The following is a 26475-nucleotide window of genomic DNA, read 5'->3' on the forward strand; positions in this document are numbered from 1 at the left end:
GAAGCCTAACATTGTACTATAGTCAGCTTTCCGAAATGCTTGCTACTATTTATAGCAGAGATTGATCGAACACACAAAATAATTTTTGGGGCGGGAGAGAGCGATGGAAGCTAACACGGTACAGCAGATGAATGCCGGGAAAGCCCGGCGCACAGACAGACAAAAAGGCTACAAGCAGCCATGGATTCTGCATTTGATGGTTCTTCCGGCGGCTGTTCTCGTGTTTATATTTTCGTATATCCCTATGTCGGGGATTATCATGGCTTTCCAGGAATATAAACCGGCGTTGGGGATTTCCGGCTCTCCCTGGGTCGGATTGAAGCATTTCCGGTATATGTGGGAAAACGATTATTTTTTAAAAATTACGTGGAACACGTTGTTCTTCGCTTGTTCGAAAATGGTCATGAATCTGATCATTCCGTTTTTCTTTGCTTTGCTGCTTAACGAAGTGCGGAAAATGGCGCTGAAAAGAACGATTCAAACACTCGTCTATTTACCGCACTTTCTGTCCTGGGTGACGCTTTCGGGAATCTTGATCGATATGCTCGCTCAGACCGGACTTATCAACCAATTTCTTGTTGCCGTGTTCGGCATCAAGCCGATTTTCTTCCTGGGAGACGGCAGCTGGTTCCGGTTCACGATCATTTTCAGTGACGTCTGGAAGGAATTCGGTTTTAACACGATTATCTTCCTGGCGGCGCTCTCCGGCATTAACCCGTCGCTGTATGAAGCGGCAGAAGTAGACGGGGCCGGACGCTGGAAGCAGACGTTCTACATTACGATTCCCGCGCTCATCCCGATTACGATCGTGATTGCGACTCTGGCGCTCGGCAACGTGCTCAACGCGAACTTTGACCAGGTGTTCAACCTGTACAGCCCGCTCATTTACCAGCAGGGCGATATTATCGACACATTCGTGTACAGGGAAGGTCTTCTCAGCGGACAGTTCAGCTTTGCCACGGCCGTGAGTCTGTTCAAATCGTTCATCAGTCTGATCCTGATCGCGGTCTCGTACAGACTGGCCTACCGGTTTGCCGGGTACCGAATTTTCTAGAAGGGAAGCGAGCGCATGTATCATAAAACACTGCCATACCGAATATTCAGTCTGTTCAACAATGTGTTTTTAACGGTTCTGGCCATTCTTTGCCTGCTTCCTCTGTATCACCTGCTGATGGTGTCCCTCAGTGCTTCGGCTCCGGCGAATGCGGGACTGGTCACCTTCTGGCCGATCGGCTTTACATTCGAAGCCTACGCCAAAACATTCGATAACGCGAATTTCCTGTCGTCGTTGTGGGTGTCCGTGCAGAGAACCGTGATCGGAACGGCGCTGGCCCTGGTCGTGAACACCATTGCCGCCTACGCGCTGTCCAAAGAAAGTCACGTATTTCGAGCGCGCAATCTGTATCTCTGGTATTTTGTCGTGACGATGCTGTTCAGCGGAGGACTTATTCCAAGCTATATTCTGATCCTGAAGCTCGGACTTATGAACACGTTGATGGCCCTTATTCTTCCCGGGCTGGTGGGCGTCTTTAACATTATTCTGCTCATGAACTTCTTCCGAACGGTGCCCAAAGACCTGGAGGAAGCGGCCTTTATCGACGGGGCCGGCCAGTTCCGCACGTTCCTGAGCGTATACCTGCCGGTTTCTCTGCCCGTCGTGGCTACCGTTTCCTTGTTTATGATGGTCGGACACTGGAATTCGTATTTCGACGGGATCATCTATATCCGGGATTCGGAAAAGCTCCCGCTTGCCACGTTTATGCAGACGATCATCGTGCAGGCCGACATGTCGAAGCTGGACCCGGCAGCCGTTGCCAGCCTGTCCCAGCGTACGATCCGGGCATCGCAAATCTTTATCAGCGCCCTGCCCATTTTGCTCGTGTATCCTTTCTTGCAGCGCTATTTCGTAACCGGCATCGTGGTAGGCGCGGTGAAAGAATAGGCCGGGTAATCGGCGGAAACTAACTTATAGATAGAAGAAACAGAAAAAACCATGTGGCGTTTTATCACTAAAAACCGTGCGCCGCACGGTTTTTTTGGTTTGGACGCAAGTTTGGACGAACCGGTTATGCAACTTTTAACAGGAGATAACCGTGTTTTTACCGAAGGAGGAGAACATGAATGAATCGTTGAGTCTGGAAGACATTTACCGCAAGTATTTCAAAGACCTATACGCCTATCTGTTTTCCTTGTGCAAAGATCACCATTTGACGGAAGATATTCTTCAGGAAACCTTCTATAGAGCGTATGTGAACCTGGAGGATTACAGCGGAACAAGGATCAAACCGTGGCTTTTTACGGTAGCCAAAAACACGTATATCGACTATTTGCGCAAGAACAAACGGATGGATTTAAAACAGGATGAATTTTTTGTTCAAGTACCTGTTAAGGGGTCTACCGAACAAACTTTTTTGGAGAAAGAAGGGAAAGAAGAAATCGTGCGGGCGGTTTCTTCGCTTCCGGATAAGTACCGGGATGCCGTGCGGCTGTGTGATGTGGAGGAAATGTCCTGCCAGGCGGCGGCCGATGTTTTGAACCTGAAACTTTCTACGTTAAAAAGTCTGCTTTTCCGGGGGAGACAGAAATTACGGCAAATGAAAAGAAAGGAGAGTGAGCCCGGCCATGAACCACCAGGATCCGTTTAGAGAACGCCTAAAAGCGTTCAGAGAAGGAACATTGTCCGAAGCGGACGAGCGTGAAATGGAAGAAGAACTCGATAAATTGGATGCGTATAACGCGCTGCTGGAAGAGGAGACGGGAGGAAATGTTCCCGGAAAACAAAGCGAGGAGATGATTATCGGCAGGAGCAAGTGGAGGGCCAGATGGACTTCCACCCTGATTACACTTGTCGTCCTGCTGTTGATTTTACCCGTATCGTATATGGGAACACTCGTCTATTATGCGCTTCATCCGTCCTTGAATGCGAACAAATTGATTGAGGTTCTGGACAAAACCGTCTATGTCACCGAACCGAATATGACTTTGGAAGAGATGCAGATCGAAACGCAGGTGCATCCGTTGTCGCTAACCGTCGATATGGAGCTGTGGAAAAAAGTCGGGAACCGGGACATCCGTGCGGGAAAGCAGTCGGCTTCCTTTATACTCGGAAGGCCGAACGGTTTTCCGAAGGTGGAGTACTTTATGGATGCTCCGCTGCCGAAAGTTTCGACCGAAGAGACCCGGATGCTCGTTCATCCCGGGTTTCCGAGCTTGCCCTATTTGACGGGCACGGAATGGCGCCGGCTTGAAAAGCTGCCGGAAGGGACGGTGGCCGAAGCCTACGTTTCGCTGAACCGCGTTACCGGCACGGACGAAGCGCTCAAAGCGCTTCAAAGCGGCTCGGTCGAAGTCGTCTGGTACGCGGTAGACACCGGCTTCGAGCAGCGGGGCGTGGACAGCGGGGGCCGCGTAATCGGACCGATCGGCTATCCGGCACAGGAGGACTGGGACGCGTGGTCGCCTTTTAACGATACGAAAGAGAACGCGGAGCAGTTTATGGACACCCTCGTTTTTCTGAAAAACTATGAAAAGATGGCGGCGTTATTTTCCCGCAGCCAATCGCTGGAACTGGATAAGAGAATCCGCTATTTGAAAGACAACGGGATCAAAACGTATGGAGCTGTCGTGACAGGGCCTGTCAAGGATTTGGCCGCCCTGCGCAATAACCCCCTGGTCCGGGGAATTAAAGTCGGGGAGGTCCGGTTATGGAACTGACTTCATGGTTTGCCGGTTTTAAAAAGAAAAGGCCCGGAAACGGAAAAAACGGCAGGCCGGGCAGCCCTTTTCTCAAAGAATCGTGGGCGGGGTATATGTCCTGCAGTCTGGCGGTGGTTCAGCTGGCCGTTATCAATCTGACGTTTCTGTTTAATGTGTGGACGCTGGACGTTCTTGAAATTCTTTTTGCCGCCAGCACGTTAAGCGCGCTAACCGGTCTTTTCCTGCGAAACCGGAGTAAAAAGCTGTGTCTCTGGGCTCTCGCGATCCAACTGGTTTATGTCCTTTTCCTGGCGGTGGTATTCGTGACGGGCTGGATGATTAATCCAAAGCCTTGATCGGCAGCGGAACCGGGAGACGCGAGCTAAGGTGCCCCGTTGAACGATCAGCGAGAGCCGCTGTGAAGAAGTCTCCGTATCGGAGGCTTTTTTGTTTGAGGTGCTGAGGCATTAAATATCCGGTTCGGGAGGGTGTCCGATGCCTCAAGTAAACGATTGTATATAAATGTAAGAAGTTATCTCTTTTTAACAGGGAAGGGGGGCTTTTAGTATTAACAGTGGAAGGGTCTATTCATCGCATCAAGCATCGGAAGGAGGGGAATGAAGAAACCGGAAAGTAACCGGAAAGCAACAACAGGAGCCGGGCCCGACCTATGTCTCTTATGCGCAGGACCGGAAAAACGATCTTAAGTCCTTCACAAAGAAATGAGGATGAGTAAATGAAAACGAATCAAGGAATGAAAGCGAAGCTTTCCTTCATGCTGACATTTGTACTTGTATTCTCGATCGTTTTAAGCGCGGGCCAGCCCGCCGTGCATGCCGCTCAAAATCCGCTCGGGTTAGGAGCGGACGTGCAAACAGGAAATGCACCGCTAGTCACTCCAGTTATGGAAGAAACGTACGGCGGATCGGCTGAACGGCCGGTTCCGGACGTACGTCCCGGGCCCTTGTCTCTGACCGCACCGCCTGTCGGCAGTGAAAACTTTGCCCTGAAGAAATCCGTTAAAGTTTCGGGCAATGAAGTGGATTACGGCTTGTATCCCGAAATGGCCGTGGACGGGGATATGGGGACCCGGTGGTCTTCCGCCAAAACGGACGATCAGTGGTTCGAGGTGGATCTCGGCGGGAAAAAGGAGATCGGCCAAGTCGTGATCCATTGGCAGACGCCCGCCAAATCGTACCGGGTGCTCACTTCCGTATACGGCGACGTATGGGAGAACATCCGAGAGAATGACGGCCTGATCCAATGCGAAGGCGGCAAAGAAGTGCTGAATTTCCCGTCCCGTGAAGCGAGATACGTCAAGTTCCAGGGAGTGGAGCGTGCGTCGGCGAGTGACGGCATCCTGTACGGGTATTCTTTTTACGAATTCGAGGTGTATAAAGAGGACCCGATCGCCAAAATCATCGGCGGCATTCAAAAGCTCGACCCGGTCGTGAAGGGGCAGACCTCTCTAAACCTGCCTGCCATGCCGCCCGGTTATAAAATATCCGTGTACGGCAGCGACGCTCTGCCGGTCATCGACAAAGAAGGAACCGTTCACCCGCCGTTGTCGGACCGAACCGTCCAGCTCCTTCTGCAGGTGGAGAGCGAATCCGATCCTTCGCGGAAAGGAGTAACCGGCAACATCGGCGTGCATGTTCCCGGGTTGTACACACAGACACCGGATCTCAATCCCGAACCGAAGGTCATTCCTTCGCTGCGCGAATGGGCCGGGGGAACGGGCCGTTTTGCCCTGTCGGCCTCCTCCAGGATCGTAATAAGCGAGCCGGCCTTGCGGCAAACGGCCGAGATCGTCCGGGCCGACTTGAAAGAGATGACCGGCCTGAACCCGCAGATCGTTCAGGGCAAAGCATCCGCCGGGGACGTGTACATGACGCTGGACCCGGCTATGAAGCATCTGGGCGCGGGAGGCTATCTGCTGGATGTGAAGGAGGCCGTTACGATTACAGCTCCGGAAACGAAAGGCGTTTTCTGGGCAACCCGATCGGTTCTGCAGATTCTGAAACAAGACCCTGAGCGCCGCCATCTTCCGGGCGGAACCGCACGCGACTACCCCAAGTACGAAACGAGGGGGCTGATGATCGATGTCGCCCGGAAGTTTTACACGATTGATTTTTTGCGGGATTACGTGAAACTGCTGGCCTGGTACAAGATGACGGACCTGCAGATTCATCTGAACGATGACGTCGGCGTTCCGTTTAAGAACGGGCAGCGGGCCGCCTTCCGACTGGAAAGCGAGCGTTATCAAGGCCTGGCGAGTTCCGACGGTCATTACACGAAGGAGGAGTTCCGCGAGCTGCAGCGTCTTGGAAGCGATTACAGAATTAACATCATCCCTGAAATCGATACGCCGGGCCATTCGCGCATTTTCACGACGTACGATCCTTCACTCGGCACGGACCACTCCCTCGATATTACGAAACCGGCTGCCGTGAATTTTGTCAAAAGTCTTTTCGACGAATATATCGACGGCTACAACAATGGGGACCCGACATTTCTCGGGCCGGATGTCCATATCGGGACGGACGAATATTGGGGGCCTTCGAAAGAGGTTTTCCGCGGCTATATGGATACGCTTATCAAGCATATCAACAGCAAAGGCAAGCATCCGTATCTGTGGGGAGGGCTGAACGAATATGCCGGGTCCACTCCCATCAGCAACGAGGCCACCATGGGCATCTGGTATGAACCGTACGGAGGGCCGAAACAAGCGATGGATTTGGGGTATGACATCGTCAATTTCGATACCAACTATATGTATCTTGTTCCGCGGCTGTACCGCGATTATTTGAATACCCCGTTTCTTTACCGGCAGTGGGAGCCGGTGAAATGGCCGGGCGTTACGCTGCCCTACGGGCTTCCGCGGCTCAAAGGCGGCATGTTCGCCATCTGGAACGATATTTCGTACGAAACCGGCGTTTCGATGGACGATTCTCATGTCCGGATGCTGCCCGCGATGCAGGTTCTTTCGGAGAAAATGTGGCAGGGAGCGCGGGAAGGCAGCGATTACGACGCGTTTATGGCGACGGCGGCTGAAATCGGCGAAGCGCCGGGCGTGAACCGGCTGCACCGCGTACACGTGGATCAGCCGGACGGCTTGGTGATCCGGTATCCGTTCGACGGGGATACGGAAGACAGTTCCGGAAACAAGTTTCACGGAAAAGGTGAGAATATCGCTTTTACAGAAGGAAAATACGGCAAGGCGGCCCAATTCGGGGGCGGAAAAAGCTACGTCGAGACTCCGCTTGACACGATGGGCTTCGGCTGGACGGTTTCCATGTGGATCAAGCCCGAACGGGATAACCCGGACGATGCCGTACTGATGGAGTCCCCTATGGGGAAAATCAAGCTGAAACAAGGAAAAACGGGCAAATTGGGCTTTTCCAAAGAGGATTACGACAGCGGATTCAACTATGAGGTACCGGCTGACAAATGGACGCATCTATACTTGACGGGGGATGCGGCCGGGGTGACTCTGTATGTGAACGGCAACGAATACGCCGAAAAACTCGGTTTGCCGGTCAGACGCATTCAGACGCTGATGCTGCCGGTTCAGAAAATCGGAAGCGAAACGAACGCCTTTAAAGGCGCGATCGACAATCTGCACATTTACAACGAATTTCTGCCTCTGCTGGATGTCAATAATCGGGCTCTTCATCAAAAAGCGGAGTCCTCTCCCCTCGAAGCTCCCGAGCATACGCCGGGCAATTCGATCGACGGCAATTTGTTCACCCGGTGGTCGAGCGCGTACGATGACGCTTCCTGGATGATCGTCGATCTCGGAGAAGCCCAGACGATCAACAAAATCCAGATCGGATGGGAGACGGCGGCGGAGAAGTTCAAGCTTCTCGTATCCGAAGATAAGCAGACATGGACCAATGTCAAAGGGGGTGACACGATCCTGTCTTCCGCCGGCAAGCTGGACACCATCGACTTTCAGCCTGTAAAGGCGAGGTACGTCAAATTCCAGGGAGTCGAAAGAAAGCCGGTAGACGGCACCAAATACGGGTACTCGATCTACGAGTTCGAAGTATTCGGCGACGACAAAATGGCGCCGTACCAGGAATTGATCGCCGAAGCCGGCAAGCTGCTGTCCACGGGAAAAGGTAGTCCGGATATACGCCGCCAGGTGGAGAATCGGCTGTTGGAGTATCCGGTCCACTTCGAAACGGTCATAGACACGCTCCGCGATTTAAACGCCCGTTTAAAAGAGTCCATCAACCATTCGGGACCGGACCCTGATCCGGGGAGTCCGGAAGACGGAAGCAGCGGGACGGGTACAGGCGGCTCAAGCGGCGCAGGCGGTTCGCAGCCTGACGGCGAGACCGGCCTACTTACGCTGAAGCCGGGCGAAGGGGGAACAACTCGTCTTGGAAGCGAGATCAGTATCGAGATTCCTGCCGGAGCCTCGAAGGAAACCGTCACGTTTGCCATCCGAAAAATCACGGAACCTTCCGGTCTTATTGGCGGGGGACAGGAGAGAGTCAGCCCTGTCTTTGAAGTGACGCGCAGCGCAGGCACGAGCCTGATAAAGCCGATTAGGGTAACCCTGGCTTACGAAGCGGGGAAGGCAGGCGCGGGCCGTCAAGCTGCCGTCTTCACCTATGATCTCGTCCGGAAAGAGTGGACCCGGCTCGGAGGCGCAGCCGCGGGCGGCAAAATCAGCGTGGAGGCGGCCGACACGGGGATATTCGCCGTCTTTGCCGTGAAGGAGGACGGCGCGAATCCGCCTCCGCTTTTCCGGGACACCGCCGGACACTGGGCGGAGGAAGCGGTCTCCCGAGCGGCCGCGGAGGGGATTGCCGACGGGTATCCCGACGGCACGTTCCGGCCGGACGCGAGGGTGACGCGGGCTGAGTTCACGGTGCTGCTGGCAAGAGCGCTGCACCTTGAAGGAACCGCGGCTCTACCCGACTTTGCGGACGCGGCCGATATCGGCGCCTGGGCCGGGACGGCGGCGGCTCAAGCCGTCGAAGCCGGCATCGTCGACGGCTACGAGGACGGCACGTTCCGGCCCGGGGCGGATATCACCCGCGCGGAGATGGCGGTCATGGCCGCCCGTGCGCTGAAGCTGCCGGCGGAGCCGACGGCGCAGACCGGTTTTGCCGACGACGGCGACATTCCGGTCTGGGCACGTGGGTATGTCGGCGCAGCCGCCGGTCTGGGACTTGTCGCGGGACGCGACGGCGGCATATTCGCGCCGGGTGATCCGGCTTCGCGTGCGGAAGCCGTAGCGCTGCTGCTGCGGGCCGCCGGCCGGAAATGAACAGCCGGCCGCGGTGTGAAGACCGGGGGGCCCCGCCCGCTTTGTACTTGCCTGCGCCTTTGAAAAAAGGACGGAAGGTGGTATACTTTTGAGAAAAATCAAGCGGGGGTACATTGTATGACAGCAGCAAGTATTGATAAAATCGCGTGGATCTATGTGGAAAACGGCCGCATTCTTAGCGCGCGTTCCAAAGGAAAAGATACGTATTACATTCCAGGCGGCAAACGGGACCCCGGCGAAACCGACACGGATACGCTTGTGCGTGAAGTGGAGGAAGAGGTTTCCGTCCGCATCAAACCCGAAACGGTGTCGCATTTCGGGACGTTTGAAGCCCAGGCTCACGGAAAAGAGGAAGGAGTTCTCGTGCGGATGGCTTGCTACCAAGCGGATTTCGAAGGGGATCTAAGCCCGGCTTCCGAAATCGAGGAGCTGGTCTGGTTAGCTTACGGCGACCGAGAACATGTCTCTCCTGTCAGCCGGCTCATTTTCGACCGGCTTCATGAATTAAAGCTGCTTCTGTAGCCGGTAAAGTCGGTAGACCGCATCTGGCACAAAAGAAATGTTCAATTGGGAGCAACCAGTAACGGCTATGCTTGAGACTCATTTGATCAATACATGAGACAAAGTAGTGTTTATATTTGAGACTGAATTTAAAACCAGTAACGGCAAAAACCTTGCCGCTGCTGGTTTTTTCATTCCATGATAAAGTTTCGTTGGGCCAGTAACACATACGTTATTTAGGGCAACCCGCTTGACAGTTAAAAACCTTCCGCTCCAGCTGTGAATGGTGAGACATGGCTCGGCCAAATACTTCTCATAGCACTTAATTTTATAAGAACACACGGATGTAATGCTTAACAGTGGAGAGTAAAGGTAAGGAAAAAATAGCCATAGTTAGCTATATTTCAATTGATCCAATTGATGTAATATTTAAACTGTCTTTTACAATTCTACATGAAGTCGGGAAGGAGTGAGCCTCTTACAATTGTTTTTTTAAAAGCCGCTAAGCGGATGATTAAGCTGGGAAGGGGTGAATTTGTGAAAAGTAAATACGCTTTCTTGCTTTCGTTGCAATCGCTTGAGTATGAAATCAATCAATTGAATGCGTTCTCAAGAGAATATCCGGAATGTTTCGAACTTCTAAAGATCAAGCTTGACGATCTTTGCCGGTTTATGGTGAACGACGAAAATGAAAAGCGTTGGCATGAATGGGGAACCCATGATGAAGTGAGACAATACAGCGAGAAGCTGCGGGAGACATCGGTCAAAGCACTGTGTGACATGGAGAAATATCAATCGCGGCTGTTGATCAACAAAGAGTTGGAAGCTACCTCTTACATCGAGCAGCTGTCCCATGCCGTTCAGGAGGAGCTTGATTTATTCGGGATCGGACCGGCATCCAGAGTGCTTTTTATCGGTTCGGGAGCTTATCCGCTGTCGGCTTTAACGATAGCCAAGGAATCGAGAGCCAAGGTGCTGTGCCTGGATATTGATGAGGAAGCCGTCAAACTCGGTTTCCAGGTTGCTTCGGCTTCTGGACTGCAAACCCTAGTGGAGTTTGCGGGAGGCCGATTATCGGACCATCCATTTATCCGAGAGGCTACCCATGTCTTCGTCGCTTCTCTCGTCGCGAATAAGCTGGAGATCGTTGAAGAGGTGAAGCGCACGGCGAGGCCGGACACCAAAATTATTGTGCGTTACGGCAACGGATTGAAGTCGCTTTTTAATTATCCTCTGCATGCGGACTTGTCTTATGAGTGGAATCTGACGCCCGTTGTTAGAAACAATAGCCTCTACGACACGGTTCTTATGGAATCCAAACGACTAACCCGAGAAAGGACGATTGCCTTTGACTAGTCCTGAGCAGGTGATTCCCCCGTTCGGAAATACTTTGATCGTGGGAGCGGGGCCGGCGGGCATTCATATCGCTGTGGATGTAGGCCGGGGATGGTGCGGCCGGCTGGCCCTGGCGAATCGCAAGGGAGCGCATTCTACCCGTATCCTATGTGAGCTGGATCGGCAAGGCTATACCCTTTCTTCTGTCGTACAGATTCAATCAAAGAGTCATCTTACGGGTGAGGTCCGACTGGACGATTACTACGATGGCTTCGATGGAATTGACGATAAGTGGCATACCGTGATTCTATGTACGCCATCCGACAGCTATTCAGATGTCATCGGCGCGTTAAGGCTGGAGAACCTTTCTCAGGTAAAGCGAATTGTGCTTCTCTCGCCAGGGATCGGATCGAATCTGCTGGTGCAGAGTCTGGTGAGACCCTCGGGCTCCGATATCGAGATCATCTCTCTTTCCACCTATTACGGCGCCTCCAGGTTCGCATTTGAAGCGGGCCAGTCCTCAGTGCTGAGATCGATCGTACGAGGGCTCAAGCGCAAAGTTACAGTCGGCAGCAGTAAGCCGGACAGTCGGACGATAGGCGATATAAAACGGTTTATTGAGTCGCTCGGCATTCAATTCGAAAGCGTTTCCCACCCTGCCGCTGCCGAAAGTCGCAGTATTACGACTTATGTACATCCGGCCTTTTTCATCAATGAGTTTTCAATGAGTGAGATATTTAGCCGTATACCCTCCAGAAAATATATGTACAAGCTGTACCCGGAAGGACCCATTACCCCGCAGGCGATCAAATCTATGTTGCTGCTGTGGAAGGAAATAGGGGAGCTTGTTACCCGCCTGCACGCCGAACCGATCAATCTGCTTAAGTTCCTTAACGATGACAACTATCCTGTTCATGAGACCACACTCTCCCGGGAGGATATCGAAGGCTTTACCCAAGCGGATCCGGTCAAACAAGAGTACCTCTTATATGTCCGATATGCTTCCATTCTGATCGACCCGTTTGCTGAACCGGATGAACAAGGCAAATATCCGGATTTCTCGGCTTTTCCTTATAAACAAATTTCGAAAGACCCCGAAGGCAAATGGATCATTCCCAGAGTGCCGTACGAGGATTATAAGAAAATAAAGCTGGTGGAGCGTTTAGGCAAAAAGTTAAATCTCTCCATGCCGCAAACGTCCGCCTTCATCACCAAGTTTGAGAGCAAGCTGTCTTCTTTTGTGGAAGAAGAGGGCATAGAGCACTTCCAGCCCGATCTTTTCACGGATACGACAGAGAGGGAGGCAGACCTCATTCTAAGCGAGCTAGAGCTCTCTTGGGCTGCACATGCGACAAGGCATGCCGAGCTTGGCATTAAAGTGGAATAGGATTTTTTATAAAGCCGATTCATGGTAAGGAGGAGTAAGGGAAGGATGTATGATTTATTCAAACGAAAAGGGGGAAGCCGCCCAAGGTTGAGAACGACTTCAGCCATGATCGTGCTGTGTGCGGTACTCTTGTTAACCGGCTGCAATCAAGCCGCTCCGCTGAAGGAAGGACAACCGTCCGAGACAAGCGATACAACGCAGCGGGAAGGCGCCAAGAAATTAACCATTGTCCACAGTCTCCCGAGCGATACGCTGGACCCGCATAACACTTGGGTTCCCCTCAGAGCGGGGATCTCAGAAACGCTGGTGCGTCTGGACGAGAAGATGCAGGTGGTGCCTTGGCTCGCCGCAAAGTGGGAGACAAAGGACTCTCGGATATGGTCGTTTACCCTGCGTGACGGGATCTTCTTCCAGGACGGCACTAAGCTGGATGCCGCCGCCGCAAAAGCGTCTTTCGAGCGAGGAATCGCTGACAGCGCGGCCCTGTCCGCTTCCTTGAAGGTAGAGTCCATTGAAGCAAACGGACAAGAGCTGATTTTTAAAACCAAGGAACCGTTCCCTGCATTTCCCGCTGAACTGGTTCATCCGACAGCAAGCATCATCAGTACAGCGGCCGAGAAAGCTGTGGGAAAGGAAGCATTCAACAAATCACCGGTGGGAACGGGGCCATTCAAAGTAGCCTCCTTTATTCCGGGGAAAGAGGTTACCTTGGTGCGGAACGCCGAATATTGGGACGGCAAGGCCAAGCTCAGCGAAGTCAAGTATCAATTTAATTCCGATGCTAACGTTCGGACGCTGGCTTTACAGTCCAAGCAGGCGGGTATTGTGTATCATTTGGCGCCCGAATCGCTGGCGGCGATCCAGCAAGACGGACAGCTTTCGATACAATCGGTTACCAGTCTCCGTACGCATTATTTTACGTACAACCCCAAGAGCGCCACGGTTCAAGACATCCGGGTAAGACAAGCGATAGATAAACTCATCGACCGGGATGCTATCGTCAAAGACGTGATGCTGGGTCATGCGCTTCCTGCGAACGGACCGTTTAACAGCACACTGCCATTCGGCAGAAAAGGCAGCTATCAGAAGCTTGACCCGCAAGGGGCACTGCAGCTGTTGGAAAGTGCAGGATACAAGAAAAACGCGAAGGGCAAGCTGGAGAAGGACGGCAAACCGCTTACTCTCAAGCTGATTGCCTTCAGCGGAATTAACCCTGAGCTCCCGCTGATTCCGCAGTTGCTCCAATCGGAGGCGGCCAAGGCGGGAATTGAGCTAAAGATCGATTCGGTGGAATATCCGGATGTCTACATAAAGGATCACAACGATTGGGACCTTTCGACATCCAGTTACCTTACCTCGCCACGCGGCGACGGGGGCTCGTTTCTGAATTCGGCTTATGTGCCGGGTGAATCCTACAATCCCGCCGGGGTTGAAGTCGAGAAGCTTGCTCCACTGCTGAAGATACTGAACGAAACGGGAGAAGTGGAAAAGCGCAATAGGCTCACACAGCAGGCCGTTGAAGTCATTGCGGAAGCGATCCCTCATTCCTATATTATTTATCCGAATATACTGGTAGGTATAAACAAAGGGATCAGCGGGTGGAAACCCGGAGCGGAAGAGTTCTACATTGTCACGAATAAGCTGGATGTGAACTAGGATGATCAAGCTTGCGGCAGGGCGGATCGCGTATCTCGCCTGTGTTCTCTTCTTTTTGAGTATCGTTACCTTTGTCCTGATGAAGCTGGCGCCCGGCGATCCGGTGCGGGCTGTGCTGAAAGCGGACGAAGGGGCGGTATCCGCTGTGGATGCGGCGGCTGTAAAAGAGAAGCTTGGTCTGAATATGCCGATCCACGAGCAATACGTAAGGTGGTTTGCCGGGGTTCTAAGGCTGGATCTCGGACAATCTTATACGACAGGCCGGGATGTGTTTGATATTCTCATAGAACGTATGCCGGCTACGTTTTTCCTGATGGCGGGAGCCATGCTGGTCGTTCTGCTGACCGCGGTTCCACTCGGCATACTGGGGGCTAAGTATCAAGGCCGCTGGCCGGATCATATCAGCCGCTTGATCGCATTACTGGGCATCTCCATGCCGACCTTCTGGCTCGGGCTGCTGCTTATCTATCTATTTTCCTATCAATTGAACTGGCTGCCAGTCATGGGCGGAGGAGATCTTCGGCATTTGGTCCTGCCATCGCTTACGCTGGGTTTTGTAATGGCGCCGGAGTATATCCGGCTGCTGCGATCAGGACTGCTGGACACCCTTTCGCAGCCGTATATCCGGGCGGCACGGGGAAGGGGAATCCCGGAATGGCGGATTACGGCAAACCATGCGCTAAGAGCCGCTTTACTTCCGGTGATCTCACTCTTCGGGCTGAGCGTCGGCAGCTTGCTGGCCGGTTCCGTTGTCACAGAATCTCTCTTTGGATGGCCGGGTCTCGGCAGCCTTGCGATGGAAGCCTTTACTCAGCGTAATTATCCGGTCATCCAAGGGTATGTTCTGTTTTCGGGTCTGTGCATTGGTCTTGCCAATCTGCTGTCGGATATCAGCTTGGGGTATATGGATCCCAGAATTCGTTATGCGAAGGGGAGAGAAGCATGAACGGTCGCATTGCGGATAGCACCGCATTGGCTCCTAACACGGCATGGAACAGGCTGCGTCATAACCGAATGGCCTGCGTCGGGATGCTGATGATCGCGTTGTTTCTCCTGCCGGCTTTGTTCGGGGGATGGCTGGCTCCCCATGATCCGCTGCTGATCAGCATGTCAGAGCGGCTGAAACCCTCCAGCCTGCAGTACCCACTCGGCACAGACCATCTAGGCCGGTGTATTTGGTCCAGACTTCTGGAGGGCACTCCGGTCACGCTGGGCCTCTCATTTCTCGTCGTGACGGTTGTCATGCTGATCGGCATTCCGATCGGCATTCTGTCCGGCTATAGGGGCGGCCGCACGGACGCTTATTTCATGAGGCTTGCCGACGCGGCAGCCGCTCTCCCCGAATTTCTGCTTGCCGTTACAGTTGCGGGTTTCTTGGGTCCGGGTTTGATGAAGGTTATGCTTGCCGTCTCCTGCATCAAGTGGATCAGCTACGCCCGGGTGGTACGCGGGACCATAATGTCCGAGAAGAAACAAGATTATATCTTGGCATCGATCGTCGCCGGCAGTACCCCTTGGGCGGTCAATCGGCGTCATCTCATCCGGCATGTCGCCTCCCCGCTGGCCGTACTGGCTGCCCTGGATGTGGGGAGGACAATCCTTCTTATTTCGGCATTATCTTATCTCGGTTTGGGCGTACAACCTCCTGCTCCCGAGTGGGGGGCTATGCTGAGCGAAGGACGACCCTATTTCCAGGCGGCACCGCAGTTGATGATCTATCCGGGCGTCACTATTCTTGCCGTTGTAATCGCATTGAATCTGCTAAGCGACGGTTTGAGAGATGCACTTGATGTTCAGAGCGACCGTTACAGCCTTCGTAAAAGGAGGTTTTTGTGATGCGTACGGAGCATGGGATAAGGTCCCCGGGAGCTATCGGCGCTTCATTGTCTGCCGTTGAACTTGAGCGGGTGATCCCAACATCTGATGAACCGGTACTGGTTATAAAAGAGTTATGTATCCGCAGGAGAGGATGCGATCGGTCTCAGCCCATTATCCAGGATATCTCCTTTTCAATCCGAAAAGGGGAGACGCTGGCCATCGTTGGGGAGAGCGGCAGCGGCAAAAGTGTGACCGCGGCGGCCATTACGGGACTGCTGCCTTCGTCGCTCCAGGTAGCTCTGGGAACAATCACCTTTCAAGGAGATGACCTTCTAACACTGCGGGGCAGGAAAAGAAACGGGCTGCTCGGCCGCAGAATCGGCTGGGTAAGTCAGGAATATCACAGCAGCTTTACTCCATTGATTAAAATCGGCGCTCAGCTGACCGAAATGATCCGTGTCCATCAAAGGATGCCATCGCAAGAGGCGGAAACCCTGGCGCTGAGCTGGTTGGAGAGGGTAATGCTGCCCGCGAAGCGCGTGTATGGCAGTTATCCGTTCCAGCTCAGCGGCGGCCAGCTGCAGCGGGCAGCACTCGCCGCAGCATTTATGCTGCACCCCGCCTTGTTAATCGCGGATGAGCCAACCACAGCGTTGGACGCGCTCTCGGCTGACCGGGTCCTTGGTCTGCTGGATGAGCTTCGCGCCCAAACGGAATGCGCGGTGTTGTTTATTTCCCATGATCTTCGCCATGTGCATCGCACTGCCGACCGGGTGGCTGTTATGCGGGAGGGGCGATTGTTGGAAATGGGGGAAGCGGATGAAATCTGCAAGCTGCCTCAGCATCCCTATACGCAGCAGCTGTGGGATGCTTGTCCACGGATTATTCCTCATGGCAGGTTAACGAGCATGCAGGACAATGATAGCTTATGTGAGAGTCAGACCGCCCCCAATCTACCTTTAATGACAGTCGTTGAACTTGTGAAAAGTTACCCTAACAAGAGCGAGCAGGAGGCAGCAGTCCGGCAATTATCTTTTGAAATTTATGGAGGGGAATGTCTAGGGCTGGTCGGGGAGAGCGGCTGCGGGAAGAGCACGGTCGCCAAGCTGCTGTTAGCGCTGGAGCGGCCGGATGCGGGAGACGTGATTTTTGACGGAGTATCCTTGAATGCCCTTACAGGGCGTGCGCTGCGGTTGGTACGTAAGGATATACAGGCCGTCTTTCAAAATCCCGCTTCCTCTTTGAATAGCCGGCTGCCCATTTGGCGCTCTATTGTGGAGCCGTTTGATAATTTTCAAAGTCATGATCTTTCGGAATTTGTAGGGAGGGGGCAGTCAAGAAGAGACACGGCCGCCAAGCTGCTGGAGATGGTCGGTCTGGAGCGGACGCTCGGAGACCGGTACCCCCATGAGCTCAGCGGGGGGCAGCGCCAGCGAGTGGCCATCGCCCGAGCTATTCTGCTTAAACCCCGGCTTCTGATCTGTGATGAGCCCACTTCCAGTCTGGATGTTACCGTACAATCGCAAATTTTGAACTTGCTGAAGCAGTTAAGACAGGAACTCGGCATGTCCTGCTTGTTCATCTCTCACGATATTGCTGTTATTCAGCGAATGTGCAGCCGTATCCTGGTAATGAAGGAAGGGCGGATTATTGACCGTTTCCCAGTCGACCAGCTCTGCAGTGAAGAACGTCATCCTTACACGCGTCAACTGGTTTCGGCGTTTATGCGCGAATAGGATGCAGTCTGAGGTGAATATGAAAAACGGAATCCTGCTTTCTCTTCTGTCTTCCCTCGTGTTCAGTGTGATGAACGCGCTGGTGAAAGGCATCAGCAGTACCATCCCCGCCGCCGAAATCGCGTTCTTTCGCGGACTTGTAGGAACCCTGCTCATCTTGATCTTGATGCGATACAGCGGAGTAGCCTTCTCAAGAAAGGGGATCCCGATGCTCGCGGTAAGAGGGCTGAGCGGCGGCCTGTATATGCTTGCCTTTTTTTACACGTTATCAAACATCCCGCTCACGGACGCGAGTCTCTTGGCACAGTTAGCCCCTATCTTTGTGGCCATGTTATCCGTTCTCATTCTGAAAGAGAAGCTGAGTCGCAGGGGAGCGGTGGTATTTCCTGTTATTTTAGCGGGGGCTCTCCTGCTGATGAAACTGCATGAATATTCCAGTTACTCGGTCTATGCGCTCGTCGGACTGCTCAGCGCTTTTTTCTCCGCAGCAGCGAGTATATCGATAAGATATCTGAGCAGGACGCATCCAACTTATGAGATTGTGTTTTATTTTGTGGCGACCTCTATGCTGGTTGCTATTCCCTTCATGTGGGGCTCGTTCGTTATACCGGATGCCCGGGAGACTGTAATGCTGGTGATCATCGGGCTTGTATCGCTGCTTGGTCAGTTGTTCCTGACGAAGGCCTTTACCCATGAGAATGCGATCATTGTTCAGGTAGTCAGCTATTTCGGCTTATTTCTGAACGTTTTATTCGGCTATCTGTTCTGGAACGAAGTTCCTGACCTGCTGACTGTCGCAGGCGGTGTATTGATTGTAGCCGGCTGCATGATATTGTTCGGGGGGAACCGCCAAAGTAGTCCTAAGACAAAGCTTAGAATATAAAAGTGTCAGTTGAAACGAGGAGGAAAAGCGATTGAATCAGGATGTTCTGTACGATGTTTGGTGGAAGCATCATGAAGAGGGTGACCAGGGGATGGAGAACGATCATATCCCCCACTGGAAACGGGTGCTCAGCTTTATCCCGGAAGAAGACCTCTCGCAGTGCAGCGTACTAGATTTTGGCTGCAATCAGGGGGGGTTCCTCCGGCTGCTCTACGAGCAGAGACCATTCAAGGAAGGTATCGGTACCGATCTGGCACGCCAGTCGGTCGAGGTGGCCAATAGCCGTAAAGGCGATCTGCCGATTCAATATGTGGCCACGGCGGAGCCGGAGCAATTCGAGGGACGATTTGATCTGGCTTTCAGTTTAGCGGTGCTGTATCTGATTCCCGATCTCGGAGAACATGCGAGGAAGATGAAGAAAGCGCTAAAGCCGGGAGGGGTCTATTATGCTACCTTCGCCGATTACAGCGAAAATCCAAGTCTGCCCTATATCCAAGAGCGGATCAACAGCAACGCCTCCATCCCCATGCAGGAGCATACCCTCGACCATATAGCGGAAAAGTTCTTTCAAGAGGGATTCCGTGTCGGCATCCGGCGCATGATACCGACATGGTATCTCGATTTGTCTCCGGGTAAAAGGTGGTACCAACGTGTGGCCGACCATCTTCAATATGCTTACGAGCAGGCGTATGTACTGCGATTCGAAGCGCCTGACGATCAAGAAAGCAAATGATCGAAGTAGTTTAACAATGGGGAGGATCGTGAACGAGGGTTCACTCCATACGTTTATGGTAAGCTGGCCGTAAAAAGCGGATTTTACCGGGAAACGGGAAATAACTCCAAACACAAGTAACCCGCAGGAGGGGCACTTTTTTTAAAGTGTCCATCTTACGGGTCACCGTGCAGAGGTAAGGTTAGAACAGTAACCTCATCCGCCTTGACTAGTTATTTCTTCGATGATGGTTCATTTTTGTGCTCAATCACTTGTAATACTTTTGGTTCAATAGCTTTTAACATCTGTTCAATTGAGCGATTGCCTGGAGGAACGTCGCCATTCTTTTCACCTTGAATTTGCCCATCAACCTGTGTTTTTGCGATGATATCAATCACTTGTTGTTTAGAGACATGTTTAGATGCGGCCACTTCCACAACCGATTTGCCTTTTGCTAGTTCTTGTTTTAATTCTGTCGGGCTGATTTTTAGTAAAGAAAACAGTTTGGCATCGTTTAAAAAGTCGTCGGCAAAGTAATCGGGCTTACCATCTCTTGAGAAGAAACCTTCTACTTGAATGGTTGAAGGTGTAGTCTCACCTCCGATCAAAGAAGCACTGATCGTATTGCCCTGAACGAATACCTGGTAGAACGGTGTTTTTGAACCCTTTTTGCTATAATTCAACATAAACGTTTTTTGATCCGGATTCTCCATTTGCTCCATAGCAAACTCATACTGTTTGACGCTGCCATACAGTTTATCAATCAGAACATCTGTCTTCGACTTGATTTCCTGATCGGTTAAAGCGGTGAGCGGCTTCTCCTTAGGCTCCCAATTCTCTTGAATCACGTGTTCAATCGCACCCGTAACGGCGTTGGTATGAAGGGTAATCTTTTTGCCGGTTCCTCCTTTTTCCTGCAGGATGATGCTTGTTTGGACGCCTTGAACGCTGCTTGCCTCGGTAATCTCAAACGATTTTGTTTCGGGAAATGCGTTGTACAGCTTCTCAAGTGCTGCTTTGGCAACCTCATCCACCTTGACTTGTTCGGCAGTCATTGGTGTTCTCGTTAGCATTTCAATCAAAGTAGGGGCCGCATAGGCCGCGGTTGGAATCAAAATCGCAGCAGCAACTATTCCGCCGATTAATCGTTTTTTCATGGTTATTTCGCTCCTTTTTCGTTGCAAATAGTTTGAATAGGATTGTTCGATTCGTCTGGTAATAGCCGGAGGGCACTCCATCGTTTCGGCTTCTTCGTGCAGATGTTCACGGATTTTGCGTTCAATAGTCATTGATCTTTTCCATCCTTTCCGGGGGGAGATTCCATACGTTTTTTCGAAGCGCCTGAAGACCGGCATGATATCTGGACTTGACTGTACCCAGCGGAATATCGAGCAATGTCGCGATTTCCTCCAGCGTATAGTCATGAAAAAAGCGGAGGACAATCACCGTTCGCTGTTTGTCGGTCAGTTTTTGGATGGCCTGCGATATCATTTGGTTCGTCCCATCCATCAACACGGCAGGTTCATCCCAATGAGATTCCTCCCGTGTGAAGGCACGGATGCGTTCAAAAATTCGGAATCTCCGCCAGCTCTTGACCCGAAATCTCTGCACTTGACGGATGACCAAGCCGTGCAGCCAGAAGTGGAAAGGCCGGTTCGTATCGTAGTTGGCAAGTGAGGTCCACATTTGCATATAGATCTCATTCATGACATCTTCCCGATCCTGCCGATGATCCACCAGAAAGGAAACTGTCCGGTAGACGTTCTGATAGGTGGCGTCATACAACGCGTGAAACGCTTGTTGATCACCATCTTTCATTTTTGTGAGCAATTGGTACATATATTCACTTTGCATTCAGAGGGCCCTCCTGAGTAAGCAGCTTACACCCTATATTGTCTCTCTATCGAAAAAAGGTTCGGTTCTTTATTTCTTTTTTGCAGACGGCTGAGTATCGGCGGACTTAGATCAGGAAGAAGAGAATACAAAAGCCGGATTCCTTAAAGTAGGAAAACCCGGCTTTTTAACTATCGAACAGTCCTTAGTGTATATTTTTGCCACAATGTCGGCGGGACCCTTATAATGTAAAAGAGATCAGATGGGAGTACATGCCAAATCCGGATCACGGCAATTGTCTTCCGTAACACGGGTCCAAAATCTGACTGCTCCGGTGTTTACATGTAAGGTTCACACCCTCGTCAAATCGCACTTGTCGTCCGGTCATTTCATTTCATGTCCTGCGGCGGACCAGTGCGAGGGATGAACGAGCGCTGCCGGAATCTTCGTGCGCGCATCGCCTTTCGCCGCATTGAGCTGGGCCTGCGTGAGGAATAAACTCCCGCGCAGATCGGCTCCGCCGAGATTGGCGTCCCGGAAATCCGCGCCGATCAGGTCCGCCGCTCTCAGATCGGCGTTCCGGAGATCGGCGGCGATGAGGTACGCCCCCCGGAGGTTGGCGCCGCTCAGATCGGCTCCCTTCAGGTTCGCCCCCATGAGGTCGGCTCTCCGGCCGACTTTGCGGCGCTGTGTGCCGCCTTTCCGGCGGCTTGCGGCGTCGGCGCGGACGAGTTCGCTCGTCCGCAAAAGAAGCTCGTTGACTTTCCCCCTGTGTGCGGCGACATCAAGCTTCAGAAGCGCTTCCGGGGCGAGGAAAGTCAGGCGTTCCGTCTCCTCCAGCTCGGTGCGCAGCTCACCGTGTACGGCACGGGCGGGCTGGAGAGTCAGCGCTTCGGACAAGTACCAGAGAAGCTCATGGAGCTGCCGCATAACCGGGAACACCTCGAACATCTGCTTCGCGGACCCGGGGACCCGGCGCCAGTCTTCTCCGGCATAAGTCACCTGAGACACCTTCTGTCCGGCGCCGAAGCAGTCAAAGACCGTGCAGCCTTTGAAGCCCTTCTGGCGCAGGCTGGTGTGAATGCCGCACCGGAAGTCCTGCCGCAGATTGGGACAAGGCAGACCGGCGTCCTTGTCTTTCGCAAAGTCGGCGGATGCCGCATATGGCAGTGCCACGCAGCAGAGGCCGAAGCATTTCTCGCAGTCGGTCAGGAGCCCCTGCGGGCTTTTATAGGAATCCGTTTCCGGATTTTCATGAGGTTGAGACATGGTAAATACTCCCTTCGTATAACCGTGTGTATATAGCAACAACCTCCATTTTAAAGGCAGGTACGCCCGGAGCGAAAGGATTTTTTTCTTATAAACCAAAATAGCGGCTGTTTTGGACAGGCGCAGCATACCTTTGAAGGAGGAAAAGCAGGCGTGAAGCAAAATTTGCTGGAGCATGAGACCTAACTCCTAAACTTGAAAATAAGAGATCCTCCGCATGTGGCTCATTTAGATGATTACTAAAAAATGAGTTCGGGAGGTATTCGATGACAATGGATAAACTTTTTCTGGATTTCGTAAACGGCAATAAACAGGATTTCACCGGGTGGGATTTCACATCTATGACCGGAACGGGGCGTATAGACAGCGGGCTGCTTTCCTGGTCTTACGGGAGCTTGGCTATTCCGCTTGTGCGGAGCGCAGGTACCCTGCTGGATATGGGAACAGGCGGGGGAGAGATCCTGTCTATGCTGGGGCCTCTGCCGGGTCAGGTATACGCGACGGAAAGCTACGCACCCAATGTGCCCGTAGCCAGGCAAAGACTGGAGCCGCTCGGGGTTAAAGTGATTCAGATCGAGCTCGGGCAGGATTCCAAGCTGCCTTTTGCAGACAAGCAGTTCGATCTGATTCTAAACAAACACGAAATCTACTGCCCGGCAGAAATGAGCAGAATCATCACGGATGACGGTATTTTTCTGACTCAGCAGTCGGGCGGGCTGGACTGCCGCGAGCTGAATGAATATTTCGGCGTTCCGCTGAACGAAGAATTCAGCGGCTGGAATTTGGATGCGGCAGTGGAAGGTTTAAGGGCAAACGGCTTTGACATCGTAACGGGCAAAGAAGAATTCATTCCGCAAAGATTTTACGATATCGGCAGCTTGATTTATTATTTGAATGCGACACCTTGGCAGGTTCCCGGATTTGAGCAGAACCTCTATCTGGAGAAGTTGTACGAGATTCACCGGATTATCGGAGAAAAGGGTTATTTTGAAACGACACAGCACCGCTTCATTATAAAAGCCCGGCTTGCGTAAACAACAGGGGCCTTCCTGAGTGGAAGGCCTTCCCGATTTCTTAAATCTTTGCATGACAGGAGTAGTGGCATGCCTTTTACGTTCGCGCATCCCGTGGCGGTTATGCCGTGGTGGAACAAAACGACACTTCCGGTATCCGCTCTGATTATCGGGTGCATGTCTCCGGATTTCGAATATTTCGTCCGGTTCCGGGCCACCGGTGTTTGGAGCCACCATGGAGCGGGGATCGTGTTTTTTAATCTTCCGATGATCCTCCTGCTGTTTCTGCTCTTCGAAACTGCTGTCCAGCCGGCGCTTTACGATTATTTGCCCGGCCGGTTTCCTTACCGCTGGAGAAGGGAAGGCGGAATTCCCGCTACTTTTAAAGGCTGGTTTACGGTCGCGGTTCTGGGCTTGGCAGGCACCGGCACCCACCTGATCTGGGACCAATTCACGCACAAAGGCGCCTGGCTGGTCAACCATATCTCCTTCCTCGGCGGAACGATAACGGCGGGAAGCTTGGAAGTTCCCGTATACAAAGCGGCGCAGCACGGAAGCACGCTGATCGGGCTGATCGGGACGGCCTGGTGGATACATCGGCATTTATGCGTCTCGGCGGCGGAGAGATCACGGGTTTCCGGCAAGCCTTTCTGGTTTACCGTGTTGGCCCTGTTTGTCTTGATTTTTGCGATAGCGGCTGTTTTCGTAGTGGACGGCAAAGGGCTGGAGCTTCTTTTGCAGCTTGTCGTTCCGGCCATTAGCTCCCTTATGCTTGCCGTTCTTCTGGCCTGCCTGTTTTTTAGCAAAAGCGTAAGCAGGAACGGCCGAGGTTGAACCGGTTTCAACGAAAAGCCCGCCGTTAGGCGGATTTAAAAAAGAGGCAGAAAGAACAAAAAGAGCGGGAGATCCCGCTCTTTTTCTCATTCACTCGCAAGGTTTAAAAGTTAGGCGCCAATCGAACCAGTTTATCGGGCGTTCCGTCTCCGTTCTTATCCCCGTTGTTGCTGGTCACGAAATAAAGCGAGCCGTCCGGAGCTTCGACTATGTCGCGGATGCGGCCGTATTTATTGACGTACAAATAGTTGAGGCTGCCGCTGTCGATGACGGGCTTGCCGTTCTGTTCCTTGACGGTCATGCGGATAATCTGTTTGCCCTTCAAGTTGGTGACAAGTAGATCCCCAGCCCACGGCCCTTTGGTCACAAACGCGATGCCGGAAGGCGCCCAAGTAGTCCCGCTGGCGTAAAGGAGAGGCGGCGTAATGCCCGGTTGATTCTGATTTCCGCCCTCGTACTGCGGCCAGCCGTAATGGGCTCCCGGTTGAATGAAGTTAATTTCGTCTTTGGACGATTCTCCATGCTCGGACTCGAATAGCCGGTTCGTTCCGGGCTGCCAGGCCAATCCTTGCGGATTCCGGTGCCCCCGGCTGTAAATCGGCGAAGAAGCGCCGAACGGATTATCGGACGGGATCGTGCCGTCCAGATTCAGCCGGAATATTTTTCCTCCGAGATAGGTTAGGGTGTCGTCCTTGTTGCCGTAGTTGCCGTCACTGAAATAGAGCTTCTTGTCAGGGCCGATTTTGAGACGGCCGCCGTTGTGATACACTGCCCCGGGAAGATCCGTGATCAGGACTTTGTCGATTTTGGCGGTATTGTTGCTTTCGATCAGGCGGACCACCCGATTGGCGACTTTGTTGTCGGAGGTCTTGTAGGAATGGTAAATGTACATATAATGATTGTTGGCGAAATCCGGGTCGAGCGCGAGTCCCAGCAGACCGCCCTCGCTCTTGGGCATGTAGTAGAAAGGCGATCCCAGCGTAATGACCGGTGCGGATTTCAACTGGCCGTTCACGACGACTCGCACTCTTCCGCTGTTGCGTTCGGTGAAAAAAATCCGGCCGTCCGGCGCGAAGTCGACCGCCCACGGCGTTTCCAGATTGGAAGCGACGACCTCGGGCGTGTAAGGTTCCGAAGAGGCCGGGTTCGTCTTAACCGATAGCGCTTTACTGGCGGGGGACACATTGCCGGCAAGATCCCTGGCTTTCACCGTAAAGCTGTAGGAGGTATTGGCGGTAAGCCCCGTCACGTTAAACGAGGTCTTGTCGGTGCTGCCGGACAATTTCCCGTCCGTGAAAATATCATAGGCGTACACGCCTACGTTATCCGTCGCTGCGGTCCAGGTTAACTGGACGGACGTGGAGGTTTTGCTTGAACTCGCAAGTCCGGCTGGAGCGGCGGGGCTTTCCGTATCGGACCCGCTGGTTGTCGTCACCGACAGAGGAGCGCTGGCTGCCGAGCTGTTTCCGGCCGCGTCCCTGGCCTTTACCGTAAACCGGTAAGTGGTGGCGGGTTTCAAGCCCGTAAAGGTATAGGAAGTACCGGCAACGTTCGCCTGGGTCAAAACATCGTTCTTGTACAAATCGTAGCCGGTGACACCGACATCGTCCAGCGATGCGGTCCAGGCGATTTCCGCGGACGTATCGGTTACGGATCTGGCCTGAACGTTCGTCGGTTCGGTCGGCGGAAACACATCGCCCGCCGCGTTTACCGTCACATTAGTAAACGTGGCGGTGCTCAGCTTGGAAGTGTTATGGCTGGAGACGGCAAGGCCGACAAACACGGAAGCGTTCATCTTTAAAGTAAGCGTCCCCAGGTCGCCCCAGTTCAATCCGTTGTTGGACACATACCCCCGGATGACGTTTCCTTTGCGCTCCAGCTTTACCCACGCCGGGCTGGTCGAAGCGATTTTCTCGCTCTCGGAGGCGCCGCCGGTTTCCGTTCTATACTGGAACGTGAATCCGTTGGAAGGCGTCAGAAGCAGATCGGCATGTTTGGAATCCGGCTTCAGCGTTTCCCGGATCGTAATGCCCGCTTTGGCGAAATCGTGGGTATTCGTCTGCGAGGAAACGAGAGCTATGATCGAGCCGTCTCCCGTCCAGGGCTGATAGACGAAATTGAACTGGTCCGATTTGCCCCAAATATCCGTGCCGGAGCCGCTGACTTCAAAACGGCCCGCACCCGGGTCATAGGAGGCGCTGCCCGCCAGAGCGGGCGAACCGATGTTTTGCTGCTTCCAGGGAGCCGGCACGCTTTCCGCCTTGGCCGTTCCCGGTACGGGTATTAAAGCAAGCAGAAGACAAAAGCAGAGACTTAAAGCAACCTGTTTGCAATGCATAATCATTCCCACACGTCCTTTTGTTTTGGAATGGCACTAAGGGTTTGCTTATAGACGAAGGCGATCCTCCTTTCGAAAGTTAAAGCGCTTATACTTTCGCAATTCATTTTACCATAAATCCCAGTAAAAGGTATATATACGAAATGTAAACGCTTAGCGTTTTGGCTCTCACGGTAAACA

At 52.8% G+C, this 26475-nt stretch carries 21 protein-coding genes; 17 read left to right on the forward strand and 4 right to left on the reverse strand.

Going from position 1 to position 26475, the window contains the following annotated elements:
* Window positions 1-103 precede the first annotated feature (103 nt).
* The 15 genes from AC2TF6_RS12140 to AC2TF6_RS12210 all read left to right on the forward strand — a co-directional run bounded on the left by AC2TF6_RS12140 (window position 104) and on the right by AC2TF6_RS12210 (window position 19029).
* Window positions 104-1054, forward strand: a complete 951-nt coding sequence (locus tag AC2TF6_RS12140; RefSeq protein WP_491311217.1) for an ABC transporter permease — start codon at window positions 104-106, stop codon at window positions 1052-1054.
* Between the two features lie 15 nt (window positions 1055-1069).
* The gene (locus AC2TF6_RS12145) at window positions 1070-1942 is read left to right on the forward strand and encodes a carbohydrate ABC transporter permease (RefSeq protein ID WP_009674270.1); all 873 of its coding nucleotides are present in this window, start codon (window positions 1070-1072) and stop codon (window positions 1940-1942) included.
* Between the two features lie 175 nt (window positions 1943-2117).
* On the forward strand, window positions 2118-2645 hold the full coding sequence (locus tag AC2TF6_RS12150; RefSeq protein ID WP_491311218.1) for a sigma-70 family RNA polymerase sigma factor: 528 nt from the start codon (window positions 2118-2120) through the stop codon (window positions 2643-2645).
* Window positions 2623-3714 carry an anti-sigma factor gene (locus AC2TF6_RS12155; protein ID WP_491311219.1) on the forward strand — a complete coding sequence of 364 codons (1092 nt, stop codon included), beginning with the start codon at window positions 2623-2625 and terminating at the stop codon, window positions 3712-3714. Before AC2TF6_RS12150 ends, AC2TF6_RS12155 begins: the two co-directional genes overlap by 23 nt.
* Window positions 3705-4052, forward strand: coding sequence for a hypothetical protein (locus AC2TF6_RS12160; protein WP_491311220.1), 348 nt, complete (start codon window positions 3705-3707; stop codon window positions 4050-4052). Before AC2TF6_RS12155 ends, AC2TF6_RS12160 begins: the two co-directional genes overlap by 10 nt.
* Window positions 4053-4432: 380 nt before the next feature.
* Entirely contained in the window at window positions 4433-8980 is a 4548-nt protein-coding gene (locus AC2TF6_RS12165; RefSeq protein ID WP_491311221.1) for a galactose-binding domain-containing protein, read from the forward strand.
* Window positions 8981-9097: 117 nt separating this feature from the next.
* On the forward strand, window positions 9098-9502 hold the full coding sequence (locus AC2TF6_RS12170) for an NUDIX hydrolase (RefSeq protein WP_317956207.1): 405 nt from the start codon (window positions 9098-9100) through the stop codon (window positions 9500-9502).
* Between the two features lie 516 nt (window positions 9503-10018).
* Window positions 10019-10837 carry a nicotianamine synthase family protein gene (locus AC2TF6_RS12175; protein WP_491311222.1) on the forward strand — a complete coding sequence of 273 codons (819 nt, stop codon included), beginning with the start codon at window positions 10019-10021 and terminating at the stop codon, window positions 10835-10837.
* Entirely contained in the window at window positions 10830-12203 is a 1374-nt protein-coding gene (locus tag AC2TF6_RS12180) for an opine metallophore biosynthesis dehydrogenase (RefSeq protein ID WP_491311223.1), read from the forward strand. Before AC2TF6_RS12175 ends, AC2TF6_RS12180 begins: the two co-directional genes overlap by 8 nt.
* A gap of 87 nt (window positions 12204-12290) precedes the next feature.
* Entirely contained in the window at window positions 12291-13859 is a 1569-nt protein-coding gene (nikA, locus tag AC2TF6_RS12185; protein WP_491311224.1) for a nickel ABC transporter substrate-binding protein, read from the forward strand.
* 1 nt (window position 13860) lies between these two features.
* Window positions 13861-14805, forward strand: coding sequence for a nickel ABC transporter permease (gene nikB, locus AC2TF6_RS12190; protein WP_491311225.1), 945 nt, complete (start codon window positions 13861-13863; stop codon window positions 14803-14805).
* A complete protein-coding gene (nikC, locus tag AC2TF6_RS12195; RefSeq protein ID WP_491311226.1) occupies window positions 14802-15695 on the forward strand; it encodes a nickel transporter permease in 894 nt (297 codons plus the stop codon). Before nikB ends, nikC begins: the two co-directional genes overlap by 4 nt.
* Window positions 15695-17413 carry a dipeptide ABC transporter ATP-binding protein gene (locus tag AC2TF6_RS12200; protein ID WP_491311227.1) on the forward strand — a complete coding sequence of 573 codons (1719 nt, stop codon included), beginning with the start codon at window positions 15695-15697 and terminating at the stop codon, window positions 17411-17413. The genes nikC and AC2TF6_RS12200 overlap by 1 nt, the downstream gene beginning before the upstream one ends.
* A 19-nt stretch (window positions 17414-17432) precedes the next feature.
* Window positions 17433-18296, forward strand: coding sequence for a DMT family transporter (locus AC2TF6_RS12205; protein WP_491311630.1), 864 nt, complete (start codon window positions 17433-17435; stop codon window positions 18294-18296).
* Between the two features lie 31 nt (window positions 18297-18327).
* Window positions 18328-19029, forward strand: coding sequence for a class I SAM-dependent methyltransferase (locus AC2TF6_RS12210; RefSeq protein WP_491311228.1), 702 nt, complete (start codon window positions 18328-18330; stop codon window positions 19027-19029).
* 212 nt (window positions 19030-19241) lie between these two features.
* Here AC2TF6_RS12210 and AC2TF6_RS12215 read toward each other — a convergent pair whose 3' ends face one another.
* The 3 genes from AC2TF6_RS12215 to AC2TF6_RS12225 form a co-directional block, all read right to left on the reverse strand.
* Window positions 19242-20297 (reverse strand): hypothetical protein, encoded by a 1056-nt coding sequence (locus tag AC2TF6_RS12215; protein ID WP_491311229.1) that lies wholly within the window; start codon window positions 20295-20297, stop codon window positions 19242-19244.
* Window positions 20287-20862, reverse strand: a complete 576-nt coding sequence (locus tag AC2TF6_RS12220; protein WP_491311230.1) for a sigma-70 family RNA polymerase sigma factor — start codon at window positions 20860-20862, stop codon at window positions 20287-20289. The genes AC2TF6_RS12215 and AC2TF6_RS12220 overlap by 11 nt, the downstream gene beginning before the upstream one ends.
* Before the next feature lie 363 nt (window positions 20863-21225).
* Entirely contained in the window at window positions 21226-22110 is an 885-nt protein-coding gene (locus AC2TF6_RS12225; protein WP_491311231.1) for a pentapeptide repeat-containing protein, read from the reverse strand.
* Window positions 22111-22376: 266 nt separating this feature from the next.
* On the opposite strand from AC2TF6_RS12225, the gene AC2TF6_RS12230 reads away from it, so the two are divergent.
* Window positions 22377-23144, forward strand: a complete 768-nt coding sequence (locus tag AC2TF6_RS12230) for a class I SAM-dependent methyltransferase (RefSeq protein WP_491311232.1) — start codon at window positions 22377-22379, stop codon at window positions 23142-23144.
* 69 nt (window positions 23145-23213) lie between these two features.
* On the forward strand, window positions 23214-23957 hold the full coding sequence (locus AC2TF6_RS12235; RefSeq protein WP_491311233.1) for a DUF4184 family protein: 744 nt from the start codon (window positions 23214-23216) through the stop codon (window positions 23955-23957).
* 103 nt (window positions 23958-24060) lie between these two features.
* Here the strand turns inward: AC2TF6_RS12235 and AC2TF6_RS12240 are convergent, their stop codons facing one another.
* Window positions 24061-26301, reverse strand: coding sequence for a PQQ-dependent sugar dehydrogenase (locus AC2TF6_RS12240; protein WP_491311234.1), 2241 nt, complete (start codon window positions 26299-26301; stop codon window positions 24061-24063).
* Window positions 26302-26475: the final 174 nt, after the last annotated feature.

Source organism: Paenibacillus sp. JNUCC 35 (genome assembly GCF_058269095.1).